Here is an 18,050-nt window from a genome sequence, read left to right as displayed (position 1 = left end):
CGATGCACGGCAACACCCACGAGTCCTCCACCGGCTACAAGACCCGCCACTTCGACCGGATCGTCGACGAGGTCCAGGGCTTCTTCGAGGTGCACCGTGCGCTGGCCACCCATCCGGGCGGTATCCACGTCGAGATCACGGGCGAAGACGTCACGGAATGCCTGGGCGGTGCCCAGGCCATCTCCGACGTCGACCTCGCCGGTCGTTACGAAACCGCGTGCGACCCGCGGCTGAACACCCAGCAATCCCTCGAGCTCGCGTTCCTGGTGGCCGAGATGCTGCGCAGCTGAGCGCGGTGGTGCCGCGGAGCGGGTATCGCTCCGCGGCACCCCTCGAGGCCGGGCGAATCGGCTCGGCAAACTGCCGAGCGTCATCCTCATCCGGGAAACGAAACCGCCGGGAGAAAGCCGCCGTGACGCCGGGAGCGCATTCCGGCGGGGTGTATCAAGCCGTGGCCTGCTTCCTCCGGGAAGTGTGGCCCTCGAAATCCTGCCGTTACCCCGCCAGCAGCGCCGCGATCGCCGGCGTGCTGCGCACCCTGGCCAAGCACCGGGCCCGCGACGGGCCGATCGAGCCGATCGGGATTCCCAGTGTCGCGCTGATTTCCCGGTAGGACTTCGGCGGGTCGTCGAACAGCAACGCCAAGAGCTCCCGGTCCTGCCGGGACAGCTGCGCGCACGCGCGACGGGCGGCGAACAGGCGTTCGGCTCCGATCAGCGTGGCGTCGGGCGCCGGCGTGGCCGAATCGGCGAACGTCGTGCTCTCGGTGGGGATCTGCCGGTTCCGGTGGCGCAGCAGGCGCAGGCATTCGTGCCGGGTGGTGGTGCGCAGCCAGCCGGGCAGTGCGTCCGGTTCGCGGATCTGCGCCAGGTTGGCCACCAGCTGCAGCCACACCGCGCCGCTGACGTCCTGGACGTCCGCGCCGCCGATCCGGTGTTGCCGGCACACCGCGTGGATCAGCGAAGAATAGCGGGCGACCAAGTCCCGCCAGGCCCATTCCGCACCTCGGGCCGCATTTTCCAGCAATCGGGCCGGCGACTCGTCCCGCATGGTCCCTCCTCGGACTCGGCTGTTCCCGTGTTCACGATTCCGCCACGCCCTGTTCGCCGACCTTGCCGAGACCTTGCGGTGCGGGCAGCATCGACGTGGCCGGTTCGGACGTGTCGAGCACGGGGAGTCCGCCGCATGGAATTTCTGCTTTTCGGGGAGGTGCAGCTACGCGTCGGCGGACAGCCGCTCGACGTCGGAACCCCACGTCAGCAGGTTGTTCTCGCGGCATTGGCGGTCGATGCCGGCCGCCCGGTTCCGATCGAAACGCTCATCGACCGGGTTTGGGGCGAAAACCCACCGGAAGAAGCCCGCAATGCGGTGTATTCCCACCTGAGCCGAATACGGCAGCTGCTCAACCGGGTGACGGAGCTGACCGGCATCCCCGCCGGGGTCACCCGCAAAACCGCGGGTTACGTGCTGGAAATCGATCCGGACGTCGTCGATCTGCACCGATTCGCCCACCTGGTCGAGCAGGGGAACGACCTGCGCGCGACCGACGCCGACCGCGCCGCGGCGCTGGCCGAGGCCCTGCGCGGCTGGCGGGGTCCGCCACTGGCGGGCCTGCACGGCGACTGGGCCGAGCGGGTCCGCACGACCTGGCACCGGCGCCGGCTCGACGCGGCCGTGAGCTGGGGCGAGCTGGAACTGCGGCTCGACCGGCCCGGCGCGGTCATCGGCGCGCTGCCCGAGCTGGCGGCTGAGTACCCGCTCGCGGAACCGCTCGAAGCGTTGCTCATGCGCGCCCTGCACGCGGTGGGGCGCGACGCGGAGGCCGTCGAACGCTACGCCGCCGTCCGGAACCGGCTCGCCGACGCGCTCGGCACCGATCCCGGCTCCGAGCTGCGGGCGCTGCACGGTGAGCTGCTGCGGGGCGAGCTGCCGCCGGGACCGCGCACCGCACCCGCCGCCACCCCCGCGCAGCTGCCTCCGGACACGCCGGGTTTCGCGGGCCGCGAACGGGCGCTGCGCCGCCTCGACGAGATCAAGGGCGAGCGGTCCCCCGCGCCGCGGATCGTGGTCCTGTCGGGGACCGCCGGAGTCGGCAAGACCGCACTGGCGCTGCACTGGGCGCACGCGGTGGCCGGCGAGTTCCCCGACGGTCAGCTGTACGTCAACCTGCGCGGCTTCGATCCGACCGGGTCGCCGGTGCCCCCGGCCGACGCGGTGCGCGGGTTCCTCGAAGCGCTGGCCGTTCCGGACGACCGGATCCCCCGCTCCCCGGACGCGCAGGTCGGCCTGTACCGGACGCTCTTGGCGAACCGGCGCGTCCTGGTCGTGCTGGACAACGCCGGTGCCGCCGGGCAGGTGCGCCCGCTGCTGCCCGGAGCGCCGGGCAGCGTGGTGCTCGTGACCAGCCGCGACCAGCTCACCGGTCTGGTCACGGCCGGCGCGCACCCGCTCGGCGTCGACCTCCTGGACACCGCGGAGGCGCGTGCGGTGCTCCGCCGGCGGATCGGCCCGGACCGGATCACGGCCGAACCCGCCGCGGCCGACGAGATCATCTCCCTGTGCGCCCACCTGCCGCTGGCCCTCGCCGTGGTGGCGGCCCGCGCCGCGATCCACCCGGGGTTCGGGCTGGCCGTGCTGGCCGGGCAGCTGCGGGACGCCCGCGGCCTGGACGAGTTCGCCGACGCCGACCCGGCCACCGACCCCCGGGCGGTGTTCTCCTGGTCGTACCTGCGGCTGGACCCCGCGGCGGCCCGGCTGTTCCGGCTCTTCGGCGTGCACCCCGGCCCGGACATCGGCACCCGCGCGGCGGCGAGCCTGGCCGGCCTGTCCACGGGACGGACCCGGGCGCTGCTGACCGAGCTGGCGCACGCGCACCTGATCGCCGAGCCCGTTCCCGGCCGGTACACCCTGCACGACCTGCTGCGTGCCTACGCCGCGGAGCTGGCGCACGCGGAAGAGTCCCCCGCCGGGCGGACGGCTGCCGTCCACCGCATGCTCGGCCACTACGCCCACACCGCCTACCTCGCCGACGGGTTCCTCGACCCCCGGCTCGAAGTGCCGCCCGAGCTGACCCCGCTGCCCGGGGGAGCCGAGCCGGAACGGATCACCGAGCACCGACGGGCGCTGGCGTGGTTCGAGGCCGAGCACCGGGTGCTGCTCCAGCTCGTCCACGCGGACACCGAGTTCGACGCCCGGGTCTGGGAGCTCGCCTGGTCGATGCAGCGGTTCCTGCTGCGCCGCGGGTATTGGCACGACGAGATACAGGCGCTCACCGCGGCCCTGGCCGCCGCGCGCCGCCTCGGCGACGAGCGCAAGCAGGCGTTCGCGCACCTGCACCTGGGCGGCACGCACGGCCGGTTCGGGAGGGACACCGAAGCCGTCGACGACGTCCGGGCCGCGCTCGCCCTGTACGCGGGCAGCGGTGACGTGGTCGGCCAGGCCTACGCGCACCGCCAGTCCGCCTGGCTGCTCGACCGGCAGGGGGACGCCGCGAGCGCGCTGGTGCACGCGGAGCACGCCTTGGCGCTGTTCCGCGCGGCCGGACACCGGGCCGGTGAGGCGACGGCGCTCAACGCCGTCGGCTGGTTCCACACCCTGCTCGGCAAGCACGCCTCGGCCATCGAGCACTGCCGGCAGGCTCTCGACCTGCAGGTGGAGCTCGGCGACCAGATGGGCGCGACCCAGAGCTGGCACAGCATCGGCTACGCGCACCAGCAGCTCGGCGACCACACCCGGGCGATCGCTTGCTACGAGACGGCGCTGGAACTCGTGCACGGCAGGGGAAGCCTGATGACCGAGGCCCGGTTGCGCATCGAACTGGCGAACCTCCACCGCGAACTGGGCGACCTGGAGTCCGCCCGGGCCGGGTGGCGGCAGGCCCACGACATCCTCGCGCACCTCGCCCATCCGGACGCGGACGAAGTGCTGAAGAGGCTGGCCGAAGTACACAATGGATAGTCAGAACTGGAGCAATACCATGACCGAATTCAGCTCGACGGACATCAGGAAATTCCACGAGGCACTCGATAGCGCGAAGGATTTGATGACGGCAGAACAACAGCAACTGCTGAACGGGGTCCTTGCGTGCGCATGGAGTGCTGTCGAACAAGACGACAAGCTCACCAGCGGGTTCAGCGGTAGTTTCACGCCGGAACAAGGTTCGTTGCTCGCGGCGTTCGCCGCCGGAAAGGCGTCCGTGAGGCCCCAGCTTTTCCGGGGCTTCATCAAGCTGTCGTGACCGCGCCACCCGCCGTTCTCGTCTCGATGCCGTTCCTCGACGCCGACCGGCCGTCCATCCAGCTCGGACTGCTCAAGGCGATCGGGGAACAGCACGGCTTCGGAGTGCGCACCCTGCACTTGAACCTGGATTTCGCCGTGCGGATCGGGGCCGACCGGTACCGGCGGCTGGCCGACCACTGTGGCCGGCAGCTCGGTGACTGGCTCTTCTCCGTCGAAGCGTTCGGCGCTGCCGCACCGGACCCGGACGGGAAGCTGCTCCCCGAGTTCGGCGGCGAACTGTCCTCGTTGGACGACGCCGCCGGGCCGGCGCAGGACTGGCTGGCGGCCGTGCGGGACCGGGACGTGCCCGCTTTCCTCGATGCCGTCGCCGGCGAGCTCGCCGGGGCCCGGATCGTCTGCTTCAGCTGCACGTTCCAGCAGAACGTGGCGTCGTTCGCGCTGGCCCGCCGGCTCAAGGACCGCGATCCCGGCGTCGTCACCGTGTTCGGCGGGGCCAACTTCGACGGCGAGATGGGCCTGGAGCTGGTCCGGTCGGTCGCCTGCATCGACTTCGCCGTGCTCGGCGAAGGGGACGTCGCGTTCCCGCGCCTGCTGGACGCGCTGGCGAACGGCACGGATCCGGGCGCGATTCCCGGCGTTGCCCGGCGGGTGGGCGGCGAAGTCGTCGCGACTCCCGCCGAGGCGCCGCACGAGCGGCTCGACGACCTGCCGGTCCCGGACTACGACGAGTACTTCGAGCGGGCGGCGCGGCTGGGGCTGCCGACCGGCCACGTCGCCCTGCCGTTCGAGTCGGCCCGCGGGTGCTGGTGGGGCGCCAAGCACCACTGCACGTTCTGCGGGCTCAACGGCACCACCATGCGGTTCCGCGCCAAGTCGCCGTCCCGGGTGCTCGGTGAGCTGGACTCGCAGGCGCGGCGGTACCGGACCTTCCGGTTCGACGCGGTCGACAACATCATGGAGCCGGCCTACCTCAAGACGCTGGTGCCGGCCCTGGCCGAGGCCGGCCGCGAGTACCAGCTCTTCTACGAGGTCAAGGCCAACCTGTCCCGCGCCCAGCTGAAGCTGCTCGCCCAAGCCGGCGTCACCCAGCTGCAGCCGGGCCTGGAGTCGCTGAGCTCCGAGGTGCTCGGGCTGATGGACAAGGGGGTCCGGGCCGCGCAGAACGTCAACTTGCTGCGCTGGGCCCGGTACTACGGCATCGCCGTCGCCTGGAACATCCTGTGGGGGTTCCCGGGTGAGCCGGCCGAGGCGTACGCCGAACAGGCGGCGGTCGTCCCGCACCTGGTCCACCTCCAGCCGCCGGCCGGCGCGGCGCGGCTGTGGCTGGAGCGGTTCAGCCCGTTGTTCTCGCGGCCGGACCGGTTCCCGTTGCGGGCCCGGGATCCCGAGACCAGCTACCGGCACGTCTACCCGGCCACAGTGGACGTCCACCGGGTCGCCTACTTCTTCGGGTACGAACCCGAGGACGAGCTGCCGCCGGAGGTCTACACGCCGCTGCGGGACGCGGTTTCGGCGTGGTCGGCGGCCTGGCAGGCGGACCCGGCGCCGGTGCTGGTGTACCGCTGCGCACCCGGTTTCCTCCAGATCTACGACGGCCGCAATCCGGGCAGCCACGGCACCCACACCTTCCGCGACACGCTCGCCGACCTCTACCTCGCCTGTGTGGACCGGCCCCGCACCGCCGCGGCCGTGCACCGCGAACTCGGCCTCATCGTGGGAGTTCCCGCGGTCGAAGCCGCGTTCCGGCGGTTCGGCGAACGCGGGCTGATGTTCCTCGACGGGAACCTCGCCCTCTCCCTCGCCCTGCCCGCGACACCCGGGCGGTGACCGGTATCAAGCGCCGCCCGCCGCGCCTCTGTCCGGCGGTAGGACCGAGCCGAGCGGAAAGGCACCCGACATGGACCCGTCGGTCATCATGCAGGCGGCGAACGCCTCAGCGAGACGGCTCACCGGCTGGACGCCGTGGGAATTCGGCTGGGGGCCGATCAGGATGGGGAACTGCACGATGTTCGAGGGCGCCAAGTGGACCCTGTCCCCCGACGGGACGGCCACCTTCGACGCCACCGTGACGAGCACGGTCGACGGCGCCGTCTGGTCCATCTGGAACGTCGACCTGGTCGACGCCGGCCAGGCGATCCTGGGTTCGCTCGCCACCGAACACCCCGTCGGCGGTGACTGGCGCAAGTTCGTGCGGAAGATGCCGAGCAGCGCCGAACGCTACCGGTTCCGCGCCTGGGCGACCTTCGACACCGCCCTGTGGGACGACATCGCCCACCTGAAGATGCATTCGAGCTGTTGACACGCGTGTGGCCGGTTCCGCGGTGGCGGAACCGGCCACGATCTCGAACGGTCAGCCGCGCACGACGGTCTGCCGGGGAAGCTCGACCGGCGCCGGCGTGACCGCCAGGGCGTGCACCGCCACCCCCGCGGCCGTCAGCGCCCGGTCGGCGGGCAGCTCGCAGGAATCCGCCGCGTCGACGTCGACCTGGTAGCCGAGGTCGCCGAGGGAAGCGGCGGTGATCCGGCTGAGCGGATTCGGGGCGTGGCCGGCCAAACCGGTCATCAGCTCGTTGCCGAAGCTGCGCTCCCGCCAGTGCACGTCCCGGGTCCCCGGCCCGCCGGCGTCCTCCACCGGCACCCGCGGCAGGTCGCCGGAGCCGCGCAGCTTGGGGTACTCGGCCATCGCCGCCGGCCCGGTGAACGCCGGATCGCTGGTGCCCTTGCCGACCAGCAGTCCCTTGGCGCCCCAGAGCGAGGCGATGCCGAGGACGTGGCCCATTTCGTGGGTGATGACGTCCCCGAGGATGCCCGTCGCTTCCAGCTCGACCAGGTCGGCCCGGTCGAACGTCATCTCGCCCCGGACCGGCAGCAGCGCCCACGGTTCGCGGCCCGCAGGCCGCACGTGGGTGATGTGCGCCTGCCCGAGGACGTGACCGACCCCGTCGATGTCGGCGAGCAGCGTGGGATCGGAGCCGTTCGCAATCGCGGTCGCCGAGATGGTTCGCCCGCGGTCTCGCCGCCGAGCGCGCCGGTGCTGGGCCTCGCGTGGGCCGGGGCCGGCGTGCTGGTCGTGGTGGCGGCGGTGGTGGGGTTCGCTTCGCCGGGGAACGACGCCGCCACCGCCGGAGAGCGGCCCCGGCACGTGAAGCGGGTTCAGGACGTCACGGCGAGGCCCTCCGGTTCGCTGCCGACGGGCACGGTCGCGATGACCGTGTTCGTCGCGATGTCGATCACCGACATCGAGCCCGAGGCCGAATTCGTGACGAAGACGTAGCTGGTGTCGGGCGCCGCCGCCACGCCTTCGGGCTCGTCCTGGACCGGGATCGCCGTCGGGGGGTTGCGGCCCAGCAGGGACACCGTGTCGGAGCCGGCGTTGGCGACGTAGACCTGACCGCGCGGGGTGACCGCGACCCCCATCGGCACCTGGCCGACCGGTTGCGTCGTCATCAGCGTCGGCCCGGTTGCGCTGATGGCGTCGACGCTGTTCGCGCCGGTCGCCGCCACGTAGACGCGGTCGCCCGCCGGGCTGGTCGCGATCCCGGCCGGGAAGCGGCCCACCGGCAAGGTGGCCACGACCTGGTCGGACCCGGCGTCGATGACCGACACGGTGGCCGCGCCGTTGTTGGTCACGTACACCCGGCGGCCGTCCGGGCTCGCGGCCGGGCTGTGCGGGAACCGGCCCACCGGGATCTGCCGCACGACCTTGTTCGTCGCGGTGTCGATCACCGAAACGGTGTCCGCCCCGAAGTTCGTCACGTAGGCGTGGGAGCCGGCGACCGCGACGCCGAACGGGTGCAGGCCCACCGGAACGGTGGCGAGGGTGGAGTAGGTGCGGGCGTCGATCACCGAAACGGTGTCGGAGAGCTCGTTCGTGACGTAGACCCGGTCGCCGCCGGGTGCCGCGCCCACGCCCACCGGCGACCGGCCGACCCGGACGGTGGCGACCACCTCCTGCATCCGGGTGTCGTACACGGTGACGTTGTCGGAACCGCTGTTCGCCACGAACACCTGCACCCGGGCGGGGTAGGCGTGCGCGACCGGGCAGGCCGAAGCGAGGGCCAGGAGCAGCACCGCCAGTACCCCGCCGGCGCGCCCGGTGCGGGGCCACCGCGGGCGCGGAATCGTCGTCGCGTCATTGCCGAATGACATGTCCTTCTCCGGTTCAGCAGCCAACCCTGCCTGGGTCGAAAATGAAGGCTCTTCGGATCCGCTGATCGGACGCCTTCGGGGAAGCCGGTCGGCGAAGCGCTTGTGGCGCGCCGTTTCCCGGGCCGGGATCACGCTAACCGACGGCTCGGCGAAGCTGCCACCGGAGCAAGATCATGATCGCCTTGACGAGTGAACACGGCCGCGCACCACGCGGATTTCCCCATAAACCTTTTCAACCCGTCCGGGTGTCACCAAAAGGCAGCGCAATTCCCGGTGAATTCGGTGCGAAACGGGCCCGCGACGAAGAGGAGCCCCGGCCGTCCAGCGGCCGGGGCTCCTCCTGTCGAGCAGCCGTTCAGGCGATCAACGCCGCAGCGTCAGCAAGCCCGGCCGCCACGGGAGCCGGTTGTAGTCGCCGCCCGCAGCCGGGTCCTTGCCCTGGTAGAGCAGCTGGAGGTTGCAGGCGTCGATCGTCTTGGTCTGGTCGGGGTTGGTGCGGACCAGGTCGCCGTGGCTGATGTCGTTCGTCCACGTCGCGCCGCTGTTGGCCTTGCCCGCGAACGGGTTGCTCTCGCTGGCCGCCTGCGGGGTCCACGAACCGCCGAGGCTGCTGGAGGTGAACGAGCGGAAGTAGCGGCCGCCCGAGCCCATCGCCTCGACGATCATCAGGTACTGGTTCTGGCCCTGGACCTTGTAGACCTCGACCGCCTCGAACAGGTTGGCCTGCGAGTCGCTCATGACCGTCGTGTACGACGACCCGAAGCTGCCCGGGAAGTTCCCGATCGGCATGCTGGCCCGGTAGATCTTGCCGTTGTCACCGGCGAAGAACAGGTACATGTTCGAGCCGTCGGCGATCAGGGTCTGGTCGATCGGGCCGGTGCCGGAGCCGGAGATGCTGCCCGTGAACAGCGGCTGCGGCGCGGACCACCCGTTGGGGTTGGTGGGGTCGCTCGAGGTGCGGTAGATGAACGGCCAGGAGCCCCACTGGTAGGCCAGCACCCAGATGTTCTTCGGCGCGAAGTAGAACAGCGTCGGGGCCACGGTGCCGGAGTTCGCGCCGTTCTGCCCGGCCGAGGCCATGTCGGACCAGTTGGTGAAGGGGCTGAACGCCATCGAGCCGTAGGACCCGGACGAGTTGACCGTCGAGCCGTAGACCAGGTGCTTGCCGTTGTAGACGACGTTGGTGAAGTCCTTGAGCGAGAGCCACCCGTTCTTCGGCTGCGCCAGCGCACCGGACGACGTCCAGTGGTAGGACGACGGCAGGGTGCAGCCGGTGTTCCCCCCGGTCGTCGTGGTGGTCGTGGTCGTCGGCGTGCCCGACAGGCCCGTCCACTGCTGGTTGGTGCCGCCGTGGCAGGTCCAGAGCGCCACCGCGGTTCCGTTGGCCGTCCCGGCGCCGGTGACGTCCAGGCAGAGCCCGGACTGCACGCCGACCACCGAGCCGTCGGTGTTCACCCGCCACTGCTGGTTGGCCCCGCCGTGACAGGTCCAGATCTGCACCTTGGTGCCGGCGGTGGTCCCGCTGCCGGCCACGTCCAGGCACTTGCCGAACACCGTCAGCTGGCCACTGGCCGTCGACGTCCACTGCTGGCCGGCGCCACCCGAGCAGTCGTAGATCTGCACTCCGGTGCCGTCGGTCTGACTGGCGTTCTGGACGTCCAGGCAGCGACCCGACCCGACGCCGCGCAGGGCGCCGGTGACGTCGGCCTGGGCCGCACCGGCCCCGAACAACGCCGTCACCGCGACTGTCGCCGCGGCGGCGAGCACGGCGATCGAGTGCCGGCTCCCGCGGCTCAAACTTCTTCTGTTCATGACGACCTTCTCCCGGTCAGCTACCCGCCGTTGGACGGCCAGATCGGTATGCGCATGAGCAAGACGACAACTGTTATCGCTAACATGCGTGGCGCAAGCCTGGACTTCCCGAAGCGGAATTGTCAATCCACGCACGTGCGGCCCGCGGACCCGACGCCGGGCCGGTGCGCTTTGCCTCCTCAACGGCTTGTCATAGGTCCACAAAGGACGATGGGGCCGTGAAATTTACACGGGGGCGGCAATTCGAAACTTTCGAGACCCCCGCTGAACGGCGTCGCGAATTCGACGCCGAGGCTGCCCGCATCACAACGATCATGGCGGCCGGCCTGCTCAGCGCGGTCCACACGGCGGCGGTCGGCGCCGTCGGGATCGACGCCGCCGGCTATGCCGGGGCGCAGTCGCTGGCCGTCGCCGGCTGAGGTGCCCCCGGCCGCACTGACCGCCGCACTCCCGTCGGTGGAGGTCACGGTGCACGACCGCGCACGGCAGCGGTAGCGACGGCCGCCCCCTCGGCCGGCTCATGGCCGCCGGCGCGGTGTGCCGCTCCGGCGAACCCGGCCCGGCCCCCGCCCGATCGCCGCCACCCCCGGCGGCTTGCTCACCGGCCGCCACCGAACCCGGGCGTCGCCCACCCCTGCGTCGTGCTCAATCCATCGTGCGCCTCAGCGGCCGACCTTCCGGTTCGCCCAGTCGATGACCGCCCGGAAGTAGTCGGGCGCGTTGGGCGCGTAGTTGATCGCGTGCCCGTAACCCGGCAACGCGTACGTCGTCAGGTCCACCCCGGCCCCGTAGTACGGCGTCTCGGAGGTCTTGATCGCGACCGCGGACGAGCAGTTGGTGGCCAGCAGCCCGCAGAAGACCGAATCCTGGCCCAGCACGACCATCACCGGCCGGTCGATCAGCAGCGAGTACGGCGCGATGATCCCGATCGGGAACAGGTCGGCCGCCTGCTCGTACGCGGAAGTGTCCTTCGTCGCCTCGTCGAAGGCGATCGCCCCGTCCACCTTCGGCCCGGGCGAATGGAAGATCGAGTACCGCGTGCCCGGCAGCGTCGTCAGGTAGCCGGGGTCGTAGCCGCCGGTGACGAACCGCGGATCGAGCAAGGCCGGGTAGGTGGCCGCGAAGACCGCCGCCGTCCCGGTGAGGTTCAACCGGTGGGCCAGCCCGGTGACGAGCACGGCGTCGACGTCGTGGAACGTGGCCGCCTCGATGCTCGCGGTCCCGGAACCGAACGAATGCCCCGCCAGGATCACCTTGCCGAAGCGCGGCCCCTGCGCACCCGACCGGACAGCCTGGATCACCTGGTGCACCACGGCCGCTTCGGTGATCGTCGTCAACACCGCGCTCGGCGGCGTGGTGCTGCGCCCGGTACCCAGCCGGTCGAGCGCCAGCGTGGCGTACCCGGCGTTGTTCATCGCCAGCCGGTAGGACCGGATCTCCGGCTGGTACCCGATGTCCCAGTAGGAACTGTTGTACGTACCGCCGGGAATCAGCACCTGCACCGTGCCCGCGCCACCGGACGGCACGCACAAGGTGCCGTGCATCGTCTGCGGAAGCGCCACGAGCGTCACCGGGAAGTACAGCTCCCGGCAGCTCGCACCCTCCGCTCTGGCCGACACGGGCACCAGCAGGAAGCCGAGTGCCACCAGCACGAGCACGGTGGCCCGCCGGCGACGACCGGCGGCGCGCTTCATCCCACCACGGAATCCGAACACGAAGAACTACCTCCGAAAGAGAACGGTGCCGAGCAAACTGACAAAGCGATCAAGAAACAGAACTGATCAAGAACCAAGGTCGATCAAGGAACCGGGCCGATCGATTTCCGGTGCCGCTCAGGCCACCCGCCGCGGGACGACAGTCATCGGCATCCGGTCGGGATACGCGGCCGAAGTCACCGTCAACCGCACCGGCACCCCCGGCACCGGGAACAACTGCCACCCGGCCAGCACCGACGCCGCAACCAAAGTGATCTCCGTGTGCGCGAAAGCCTGCCCGATGCATTGCCGGCCACCCGCTCCGAACGGCACATACGCCCCCTTCGGAATGCGCGCCGCCCGCTCGGGCAACCACCGATCGGGATCGAACCGATCCGGATCTTCGTGAAACCGCGGATCGAAATGCAGCGAAAACGGACTGAACATGACCTCCGTACCGGCGGCCAGCCGCACCCCGCCGAGTTCGACGTCCCGCAGGGCCCGCCGCATCAGAATCCAAATCGGGTACATCCGCAAGACCTCACTGACGACCCGGCGCAGGTACGCCAGCTTCGCGACGTCACCGAAAGTGGCCGAGCGGCCGGCCAGCACCTCGTCCACCTCGGCTCGCGCCCGCCGCTCGACCTCCGGGTGCCGGGCCAGCTCGTGGAAGAGCCACGTCAGCGCGACGGCGCTCGTCTCACTGCCCGCCGTCAGCAACGTGATCACCTCGTCGTAGACCTGATCGTCGGTCATCCCGTCACCGGTCCCGGGATCCCGGGCCAGCATCAGCATGGACAGCAGATCACCCTGGTCCTCCCCCGTGGCCCGCCATCCGGTGATGACCTCCTGCACGACCCGCCGGAGCCGGTCGACGGCCCGGTCGAACCGCCGGTTGGCGGGAATCACCGGAACGTGTTCGAGGAACCGCGGCGACAGCGCCCGGACCATCCCCGCCTTCAGCACCACCGGGATCGACCGGCGTGCCTCCGCGACCGCCCGCCGCCCCAGTTCGGTGGCGAAGAGCGTCTCCCCCACGACGGTGACGGCCAGCCGCTGCATGTCCGCGTCCAGCCGGCGCACCTCCCCCGCCCGCCAGGTACCGGTCAATTCCCCGGTGGCCCGCACCATCGTGGCCGCGTACGAGGCGATCCGGGCACCGTGGAACGCCGGTTGCACCAACCGCCGCTGCCGCAGGTGGAACGCCCCTTCCGACATGACCAGCCCGTTTCCCATGAACGGCCGGAAACGATCGAAGATGATCCCTTTCGAGAAGCTGGTCCCCTGCGTGACGAGGACGTGATTGACCAACTCCGGACTCGTCAGGAAATACGTCTCCAACGGACCGAGGAAGAGCCGCACGATATCGCCGTGCGCACCCAACGAAGACGTGAACCCGACCCGCTGCCGCAACAGCGACGGCGTGTGTCCCAGCAGGATCCGACGGCCTGGCGCGACCGGGACGTCCATTTCCTCTCCTTGGCTGTCCGGAAGGAGGACTGCCACCCTAGGCCCGATCGGCCGCACGCGACAGCACCCATCGGCTGAATTGGCGTCACACCGATGGCGTAATCGGCACCGCCGCCGGAGTGAGTATGTTCTTCGTTCGAAGGCGAGCGAGGTGGGACGCGATGACACAACACCAGCAAGAGGAATGGGTTCCTCCGGGTATCGACACGACGAAACCCAGCAGTTCCCGCACCTACGACTATCTCCTGGGCGGCGCGCACAATTTCCAAGCCGACCGCGAGGCCGCCGAACAGGCCGAGAAGGTCATGCCCGGCATCCGGGACGTCGCCCGGCTCAACCGCGCGTTCCTCGGCCGGGTCGTCCGCACGCTGATGGACCTGGGCATCCGGCAATTCCTCGACATCGGCTCGGGCATCCCCACGGTGGGCAACGTCCACCAGATCGCCGGCGAGATCGACCCGGGGTGCCGCGTGGTCTACGTCGACCGCGACCCCATCGCCGTCGCGCACAGCAAGATGCTGCTGCGCACCAGCGAACACGCCACGATCGCGCACGGGGACTTCACCGCCCCGGACGGGATCTTCGCCGACCCGGAACTGCGCCGGCTCGACTTCGGCGAACCGATCGGCCTGCTGATGGTGGCCATGCTGCACTGGATCCCGGACGCCGGCGAGCCCCACCGGCTGCTCGCCGAGTACCGCCGCCGCCTCCCGGCCGGCAGCTACCTGGCGATCTCGCACATGGTCAGCGACCAGGAAGGCAACCGGATGAACCGCCTCGTGGGCACGTTCAACCAGGCCAGAGGCCACGACCAGGCAACCACCCGCACGTACCGCGAAGTCGAGTCGATGTTCGGCGACTTCCAGCTGATCGAACCCGGCCTGGTCGGCTGCGCGCTGTGGCGGCCGGGTGGTCCGGGTGACGTGTCGAACGATCCGTACACCAACACGCAGCTCTACGGCGGGGTGGCGCGGAAGGTCACCGGCTGATCGGTCGGTGCGGTCCAAGCGGTTTTGATGCGTGTTGTTTGGTCGTGAATTTTGTCGGGATCACCCACGCCGTATATGACGTTATACACTTTCCTCGGTACTGGGCGAGGTCGCTGACGCTGTGGTGGTTGAGCGGACTACGCGGTCGGGTCCGGCCCCAAGGCGCGGTCCAGCAGCTCGCCCAGCTGGTCGATCTGCGCCTCCGACAGGTCGCGGAACGACGCCTCGACGACGCCGTCGACGAGGTCCTGGCCTTCGGCGCGCAGCCGGGCGCCTTCCGGGGTCAGCCGGTGCCGGACCGCGCGTCCCGGGCCGGGGACGCGTTCGATGAGCCCCCGCTCGGCCATCCGGGTGGCCAGCGAACCGAAGGACTGGTCGGTCTGGAAGGTCAGCACCGCCAGCTCGTGCAGCGAAGCGTCCGGGCGGCGGTGCAGGTGACGCAGGGTGTCCCACTGCACGAGCGAAAGCCCCAGCGGCGCCAGGACCCGGCTCAGTGCTCGGTGGTGGCGGTACTGCAGGCGCTTGACGGCCAGGGAGACGTCGCCGGGGCGGTACTTCATGCGGATCACCCTAACCCATCGAAGTCAGGTTGCTTATCTAAGGAACCTTATATAAGGTTCCTTAGGTACGAGCCTCCGCGATCGAGAAGGAACCATGACGACTCTCCCCGCGGCCGGGTCACTCCGGCCCACCCGCACCGAAACCCGCACCGTCGACGCCGCCGAGGTGACCCTCCAGGACCGCGACCGCACCCGGCCCTTCCTGCTGCTGCACGGTGGCGGCGGCGTCGCGACGATGGCCGGTTTCGCCGACCTGCTCGCCGAACGCACCCACTCGCGGGTGCTGCTGCCCACCCACCCGGGCTTCGCCGGCACGCCGAAAGCCGAAAGCCTGACCGGCGTGACCGAACTGGCCCGGATGTACGTCGGGCTGCTGGACCAACTCGACCTCACCGACGTCACGGTGGTCGGCAACTCCTTCGGCGGCTGGCTGGCCGCCGAGATCGCCCTCCAGAAGAGCCCGCGGGTCAGCGGCGCGGTGATCGTCGACGGGATCGGCATCGAAGTCGAAGGCCACCCGCTGACCGACATCAGCACCATGTCCCTCCCGGAGATCCGGGCACTGTCCTTTCACGACCCGGGCAAGGCTCCGGTGCCGCCGGCGGGCGGGGGTACCGGGCCGAGCCCGGACGTGCAGGCCCTGATCGGCTACACCGGCCCGGCCATGGCCGACCCGACACTCGCCAAGCGGCTCGGCGAACTCGACCTCCCCGTGCACGTGATCTGGGGCGAAAGCGACGGCATCGCCGGACCGGGGTACGGGAAGGCCTTCGCCGACGCCATCCCGCTGTCGACGTTCACCCTGCTCCCCCGCACCGGCCACCTGCCGCAGGTGGAGACGCCCGAGGAACTGCTCGGCGCTCTGCTCGACCTCGGCAACTGACACAGGAGAACCAGCATGCCCACTTCGTTGAGCGTGACCCGCATCGGGCACGCCTGCCAGCTGATCGAAATCGGCGGGCTGCGGGTCCTGACCGACCCGTGGTTCACCCAGGCCGCGACCTACTACCAGGGCGAGCCGGTGGCCTCGACCGTCGCCGGCCTGGGCCGGGTCGACGCGGTCGTGGTCAGCCACGAGCACTACGACCACTGCGACCTCGACGGCCTCGTGGACGGCGGCTTCGACCTCGGCACCCCGTTGATCGGGCCCGGCACGGTCGCGGCCATCGCGCGGGACAAGGGTTTCCGCGACATCCGCGTCGTCGAAGCGTGGGAGGCCACCACGGTCGGCGACCTCACGGTGACGGCGACGCCGGGCAAACACGGCGTCCACGAAGTCACGTTCGTCATCCAGGCCGGCGACCGCACGGTCTTCTTCGGCGGCGACTCGCTGCGGGTCCCGGAGCTGGACACGATCCCGGACCGGTTCGGTCCCGTCGACCTGGCCATCCTCCCGACGAACGGCCTGTGCATCCGGCCGATGCACCTCGAGCAGGTGGTGATGGACGCCGAGGAGGCAGCCGGCCTGACCGCGGCCCTGAAGCCGGCCTTGGCGATCCCGCACCACTACGCCTTCCACAGTGGCCGCCTGGGCGACCGGATGATCACCAAGGGCGACCAGGACCCGCGCCACTACGCCGACGCGGTGGCCCGCATCGCCCCGGAGATCCCCGTCCGGCTGGCGCTGCCCGGCACGCCGGTCGTGGTCCCGTGAGCACCGACGACCGGCGGTTCATGCCCGAGGTCGGCGCCGACCTGCCGCCCGGCGAACGGCCGATGGTCGCCGTCGTCCGGGCGGTCCCCGGCCACGAGGAACAGCTGGCCGCGGCCATCACGACCCTGACGGCCGCGGTGCGGCGCGAGCCCGGCTGCCGGGAGTTCCGGTCGTTCCGCGCGGTCGCGGAACCGGGGACGTTTCACCTCTACGAGGTCTACGCCGACACCGACGCGTTCCGGGCGCACCTGGCGACCGGCCACGTGGCCCGCTTCTTCACCGAGCTGGCCCGGCACAGCACGGCCGACGCCGGCGCCGTGGTCCAGCTCGCCGAACTTCCCGCGCCCGGCCCCGCCGAGATCCGTTAGCGAAAGGCAGGCACCCCCGGCCCACGAAACAGCCGGCGAAACGCAACGGCCACGCGGCCCTGTTGCCATTCCGCCAATTGTCCGCCGCCTTCTGCTCCATCCGCCGTGCGACTTCCCAAAAGTGCAGCGTCCCGGCTTTGTCGAGTTTCCACCGGTTCGCGGCGCAGTTCATGAATGGTTTTTGACGGCCCGGCCGCGCTGGGCCAGACGGATCATCACGTGGACCTGCACCGTTACGAGCGTTTCCGCATCGGGACCATACCGTGACCTGTGACGGTGGCTCCGAATGAAACGCCGGGGCAGGATGCGGCGATTAGTACAGCGGGTGACCATCCCGCTACGCGAAATGGAGCAGCCGGCTGGGCTACCCGCACGAGGGCTGGTACCCCGGTTCGCGAGGGGGGTGCCGGATCATTTCTGGCGGACGGGGAGAACATGCGCCGGACATTCGTCGTCGCCGACTTCGGTCGTCCCGCGGGGTACGAAGACCGGCTGAAACGGGTGCTCCACGATTTGCACGACGGGCTGGGGCCGACGCTCACGGCCGCCGTGCTCGGGCTGCGCGCCGCCCGGGACCTGATCGGGCGGGACCGGGCGGGCACCGAGCACCTGCTGGCCCGGCTCGAGGACGAGCTCTACGGCGCGATCACCGACCTGCGGCGGATCGTGGCCGACGCGCGGCCGCCGGCCCTCGACGAGGCCGGGCTGGTCCTGGCCGTGCGCCGGTACGCCGCCACGCTCACCGGGCGGGTGCCCGCCGAACACGGGCCGCTGCGGGTCGAAGTCGAAGTCGGCGGGGAGCTGCCGCCGCTGTCGGCGGAGGTCGAGGTCACCGCCTACCGGATCATCCGCGAAGCGCTGGTGAACGTCGCCCGCCATTCCGGGGCCCGCGAGTGCACGGTCCACCTCTGGCCGCTCGACGGCGACCTGCACGTGGAGATCGTCGACGACGGCGTGGGCACCGACGGCGAGGCCCTGCCCACGGTCGGCGGGACCGGGCTGCGGTCGATGCGGGAACGCGCCGGCGACCTCGGCGGCGGCTGCCGGGTCGAGCCGGTTTCCTCCGGTGGCACGCGGATCGCCGCCTGGCTCCCCCTCGCCGCGGGGAAGTGAGG

General features: G+C 70.7%; 17 protein-coding genes. 10 read left to right on the top strand and 7 right to left on the bottom strand.

The window, feature by feature from the left end:
• A partial coding sequence (locus tag AB0F52_RS38370) for a 3-deoxy-7-phosphoheptulonate synthase (protein ID WP_360181686.1) occupies positions 1–290 on the top strand: 290 nt, incomplete at its 5' end.
• Between the two features lie 205 nt (positions 291–495).
• Here the strand turns inward: AB0F52_RS38370 and AB0F52_RS38365 are convergent.
• Entirely contained in the window at positions 496–1,050 is a 555-nt protein-coding gene (locus tag AB0F52_RS38365; RefSeq protein WP_360181683.1) for a sigma-70 family RNA polymerase sigma factor, read from the bottom strand.
• A 135-nt stretch (positions 1,051–1,185) separates the two neighbouring features.
• Here AB0F52_RS38365 and AB0F52_RS38360 point away from each other — a divergent pair, with 135 nt between their 5' ends.
• The 4 genes from AB0F52_RS38360 (at position 1,186) to AB0F52_RS38345 (ending at position 6,538) form a co-directional block, all read left to right on the top strand.
• Positions 1,186–3,957, top strand: coding sequence for a BTAD domain-containing putative transcriptional regulator (locus AB0F52_RS38360; protein WP_360181680.1), 2,772 nt, complete (start codon positions 1,186–1,188; stop codon positions 3,955–3,957).
• Positions 3,958–3,976: 19 nt separating this feature from the next.
• Positions 3,977–4,237 (top strand): hypothetical protein, encoded by a 261-nt coding sequence (locus AB0F52_RS38355; RefSeq protein WP_360181677.1) that lies wholly within the window; start codon positions 3,977–3,979, stop codon positions 4,235–4,237.
• Complete coding sequence (locus AB0F52_RS38350) at positions 4,234–6,066, top strand: RiPP maturation radical SAM C-methyltransferase (protein ID WP_360181674.1); 1,833 nt, start codon at positions 4,234–4,236, stop codon at positions 6,064–6,066. Before AB0F52_RS38355 ends, AB0F52_RS38350 begins: the two co-directional genes overlap by 4 nt.
• A 70-nt stretch (positions 6,067–6,136) precedes the next feature.
• Positions 6,137–6,538, top strand: a complete 402-nt coding sequence (locus AB0F52_RS38345; protein ID WP_360181671.1) for a DUF6294 family protein — start codon at positions 6,137–6,139, stop codon at positions 6,536–6,538.
• Positions 6,539–6,589: 51 nt separating this feature from the next.
• Here the strand turns inward: AB0F52_RS38345 and AB0F52_RS38340 are convergent, their stop codons facing one another.
• From AB0F52_RS38340 to AB0F52_RS38320, 5 genes are all read right to left on the bottom strand, one after another.
• Positions 6,590–7,381 carry a leishmanolysin-related zinc metalloendopeptidase gene (locus tag AB0F52_RS38340; protein WP_360181668.1) on the bottom strand — a complete coding sequence of 264 codons (792 nt, stop codon included), beginning with the start codon at positions 7,379–7,381 and terminating at the stop codon, positions 6,590–6,592.
• Between the two features lie 11 nt (positions 7,382–7,392).
• Positions 7,393–8,388 carry a YncE family protein gene (locus AB0F52_RS38335; RefSeq protein ID WP_360181665.1) on the bottom strand — a complete coding sequence of 332 codons (996 nt, stop codon included), beginning with the start codon at positions 8,386–8,388 and terminating at the stop codon, positions 7,393–7,395.
• Between the two features lie 363 nt (positions 8,389–8,751).
• Positions 8,752–10,200, bottom strand: a complete 1,449-nt coding sequence (locus AB0F52_RS38330; protein ID WP_360181662.1) for a non-reducing end alpha-L-arabinofuranosidase family hydrolase — start codon at positions 10,198–10,200, stop codon at positions 8,752–8,754.
• 662 nt (positions 10,201–10,862) lie between these two features.
• Positions 10,863–11,894 carry an alpha/beta hydrolase gene (locus AB0F52_RS38325; protein ID WP_360181659.1) on the bottom strand — a complete coding sequence of 344 codons (1,032 nt, stop codon included), beginning with the start codon at positions 11,892–11,894 and terminating at the stop codon, positions 10,863–10,865.
• A 138-nt stretch (positions 11,895–12,032) separates the two neighbouring features.
• On the bottom strand, positions 12,033–13,364 hold the full coding sequence (locus AB0F52_RS38320; protein ID WP_360181656.1) for a cytochrome P450: 1,332 nt from the start codon (positions 13,362–13,364) through the stop codon (positions 12,033–12,035).
• A gap of 161 nt (positions 13,365–13,525) precedes the next feature.
• Between AB0F52_RS38320 and AB0F52_RS38315 the strand changes: the two genes are divergently transcribed.
• Complete coding sequence (locus AB0F52_RS38315) at positions 13,526–14,353, top strand: SAM-dependent methyltransferase (RefSeq protein WP_360181653.1); 828 nt, start codon at positions 13,526–13,528, stop codon at positions 14,351–14,353.
• Positions 14,354–14,490: 137 nt separating this feature from the next.
• Here AB0F52_RS38315 and AB0F52_RS38310 read toward each other — a convergent pair whose 3' ends face one another.
• Positions 14,491–14,913 carry a MarR family transcriptional regulator gene (locus tag AB0F52_RS38310; RefSeq protein ID WP_360181651.1) on the bottom strand — a complete coding sequence of 141 codons (423 nt, stop codon included), beginning with the start codon at positions 14,911–14,913 and terminating at the stop codon, positions 14,491–14,493.
• Positions 14,914–15,007: 94 nt separating this feature from the next.
• On the opposite strand from AB0F52_RS38310, the gene AB0F52_RS38305 reads away from it, so the two are divergent.
• The 4 genes from AB0F52_RS38305 (at position 15,008) to AB0F52_RS38290 (ending at position 18,048) form a co-directional block, all read left to right on the top strand.
• Positions 15,008–15,796, top strand: coding sequence for an alpha/beta hydrolase (locus AB0F52_RS38305; protein ID WP_360181648.1), 789 nt, complete (start codon positions 15,008–15,010; stop codon positions 15,794–15,796).
• Between the two features lie 15 nt (positions 15,797–15,811).
• The gene (locus tag AB0F52_RS38300; protein WP_360181645.1) at positions 15,812–16,567 is read left to right on the top strand and encodes an MBL fold metallo-hydrolase; all 756 of its coding nucleotides are present in this window, start codon (positions 15,812–15,814) and stop codon (positions 16,565–16,567) included.
• The gene (locus AB0F52_RS38295; protein WP_360181642.1) at positions 16,564–16,935 is read left to right on the top strand and encodes an antibiotic biosynthesis monooxygenase; all 372 of its coding nucleotides are present in this window, start codon (positions 16,564–16,566) and stop codon (positions 16,933–16,935) included. The genes AB0F52_RS38300 and AB0F52_RS38295 overlap by 4 nt, the downstream gene beginning before the upstream one ends.
• A 435-nt stretch (positions 16,936–17,370) precedes the next feature.
• Positions 17,371–18,048, top strand: coding sequence for a sensor histidine kinase (locus AB0F52_RS38290; protein ID WP_360181639.1), 678 nt, complete (start codon positions 17,371–17,373; stop codon positions 18,046–18,048).
• The last annotated feature ends 2 nt before the right edge of the window (positions 18,049–18,050 follow it).

The organism is Amycolatopsis sp. NPDC024027, assembly GCF_040638975.1.
GTDB lineage: Bacteria > Actinomycetota > Actinomycetes > Mycobacteriales > Pseudonocardiaceae > Amycolatopsis.
The sequence above is the reverse complement of the archived record's forward strand: the minus strand, read 5'-3'. Positions and strand labels throughout refer to the sequence as shown.

Coding starts and splice junctions, on each gene's coding strand:
- AB0F52_RS38345 (WP_360181671.1), top strand. CDS start 6,137: ATGGACCCGTCGGTCATCATGCAGGCGGCGAACGCCTCAGCGAGACGG.
- AB0F52_RS38360 (WP_360181680.1), top strand. CDS start 1,186: ATGGAATTTCTGCTTTTCGGGGAGGTGCAGCTACGCGTCGGCGGACAG.
- AB0F52_RS38290 (WP_360181639.1), top strand. CDS start 17,371: ATGCGCCGGACATTCGTCGTCGCCGACTTCGGTCGTCCCGCGGGGTAC.
- AB0F52_RS38305 (WP_360181648.1), top strand. CDS start 15,008: ATGACGACTCTCCCCGCGGCCGGGTCACTCCGGCCCACCCGCACCGAA.
- AB0F52_RS38330 (WP_360181662.1), bottom strand. CDS start 10,200: ATGAACAGAAGAAGTTTGAGCCGCGGGAGCCGGCACTCGATCGCCGTG.
- AB0F52_RS38320 (WP_360181656.1), bottom strand. CDS start 13,364: ATGGACGTCCCGGTCGCGCCAGGCCGTCGGATCCTGCTGGGACACACG.
- AB0F52_RS38365 (WP_360181683.1), bottom strand. CDS start 1,050: ATGCGGGACGAGTCGCCGGCCCGATTGCTGGAAAATGCGGCCCGAGGT.
- AB0F52_RS38310 (WP_360181651.1), bottom strand. CDS start 14,913: ATGAAGTACCGCCCCGGCGACGTCTCCCTGGCCGTCAAGCGCCTGCAG.
- AB0F52_RS38315 (WP_360181653.1), top strand. CDS start 13,526: ATGACACAACACCAGCAAGAGGAATGGGTTCCTCCGGGTATCGACACG.
- AB0F52_RS38300 (WP_360181645.1), top strand. CDS start 15,812: ATGCCCACTTCGTTGAGCGTGACCCGCATCGGGCACGCCTGCCAGCTG.
- AB0F52_RS38355 (WP_360181677.1), top strand. CDS start 3,977: ATGACCGAATTCAGCTCGACGGACATCAGGAAATTCCACGAGGCACTC.
- AB0F52_RS38325 (WP_360181659.1), bottom strand. CDS start 11,894: ATGAAGCGCGCCGCCGGTCGTCGCCGGCGGGCCACCGTGCTCGTGCTG.
- AB0F52_RS38335 (WP_360181665.1), bottom strand. CDS start 8,388: ATGTCATTCGGCAATGACGCGACGACGATTCCGCGCCCGCGGTGGCCC.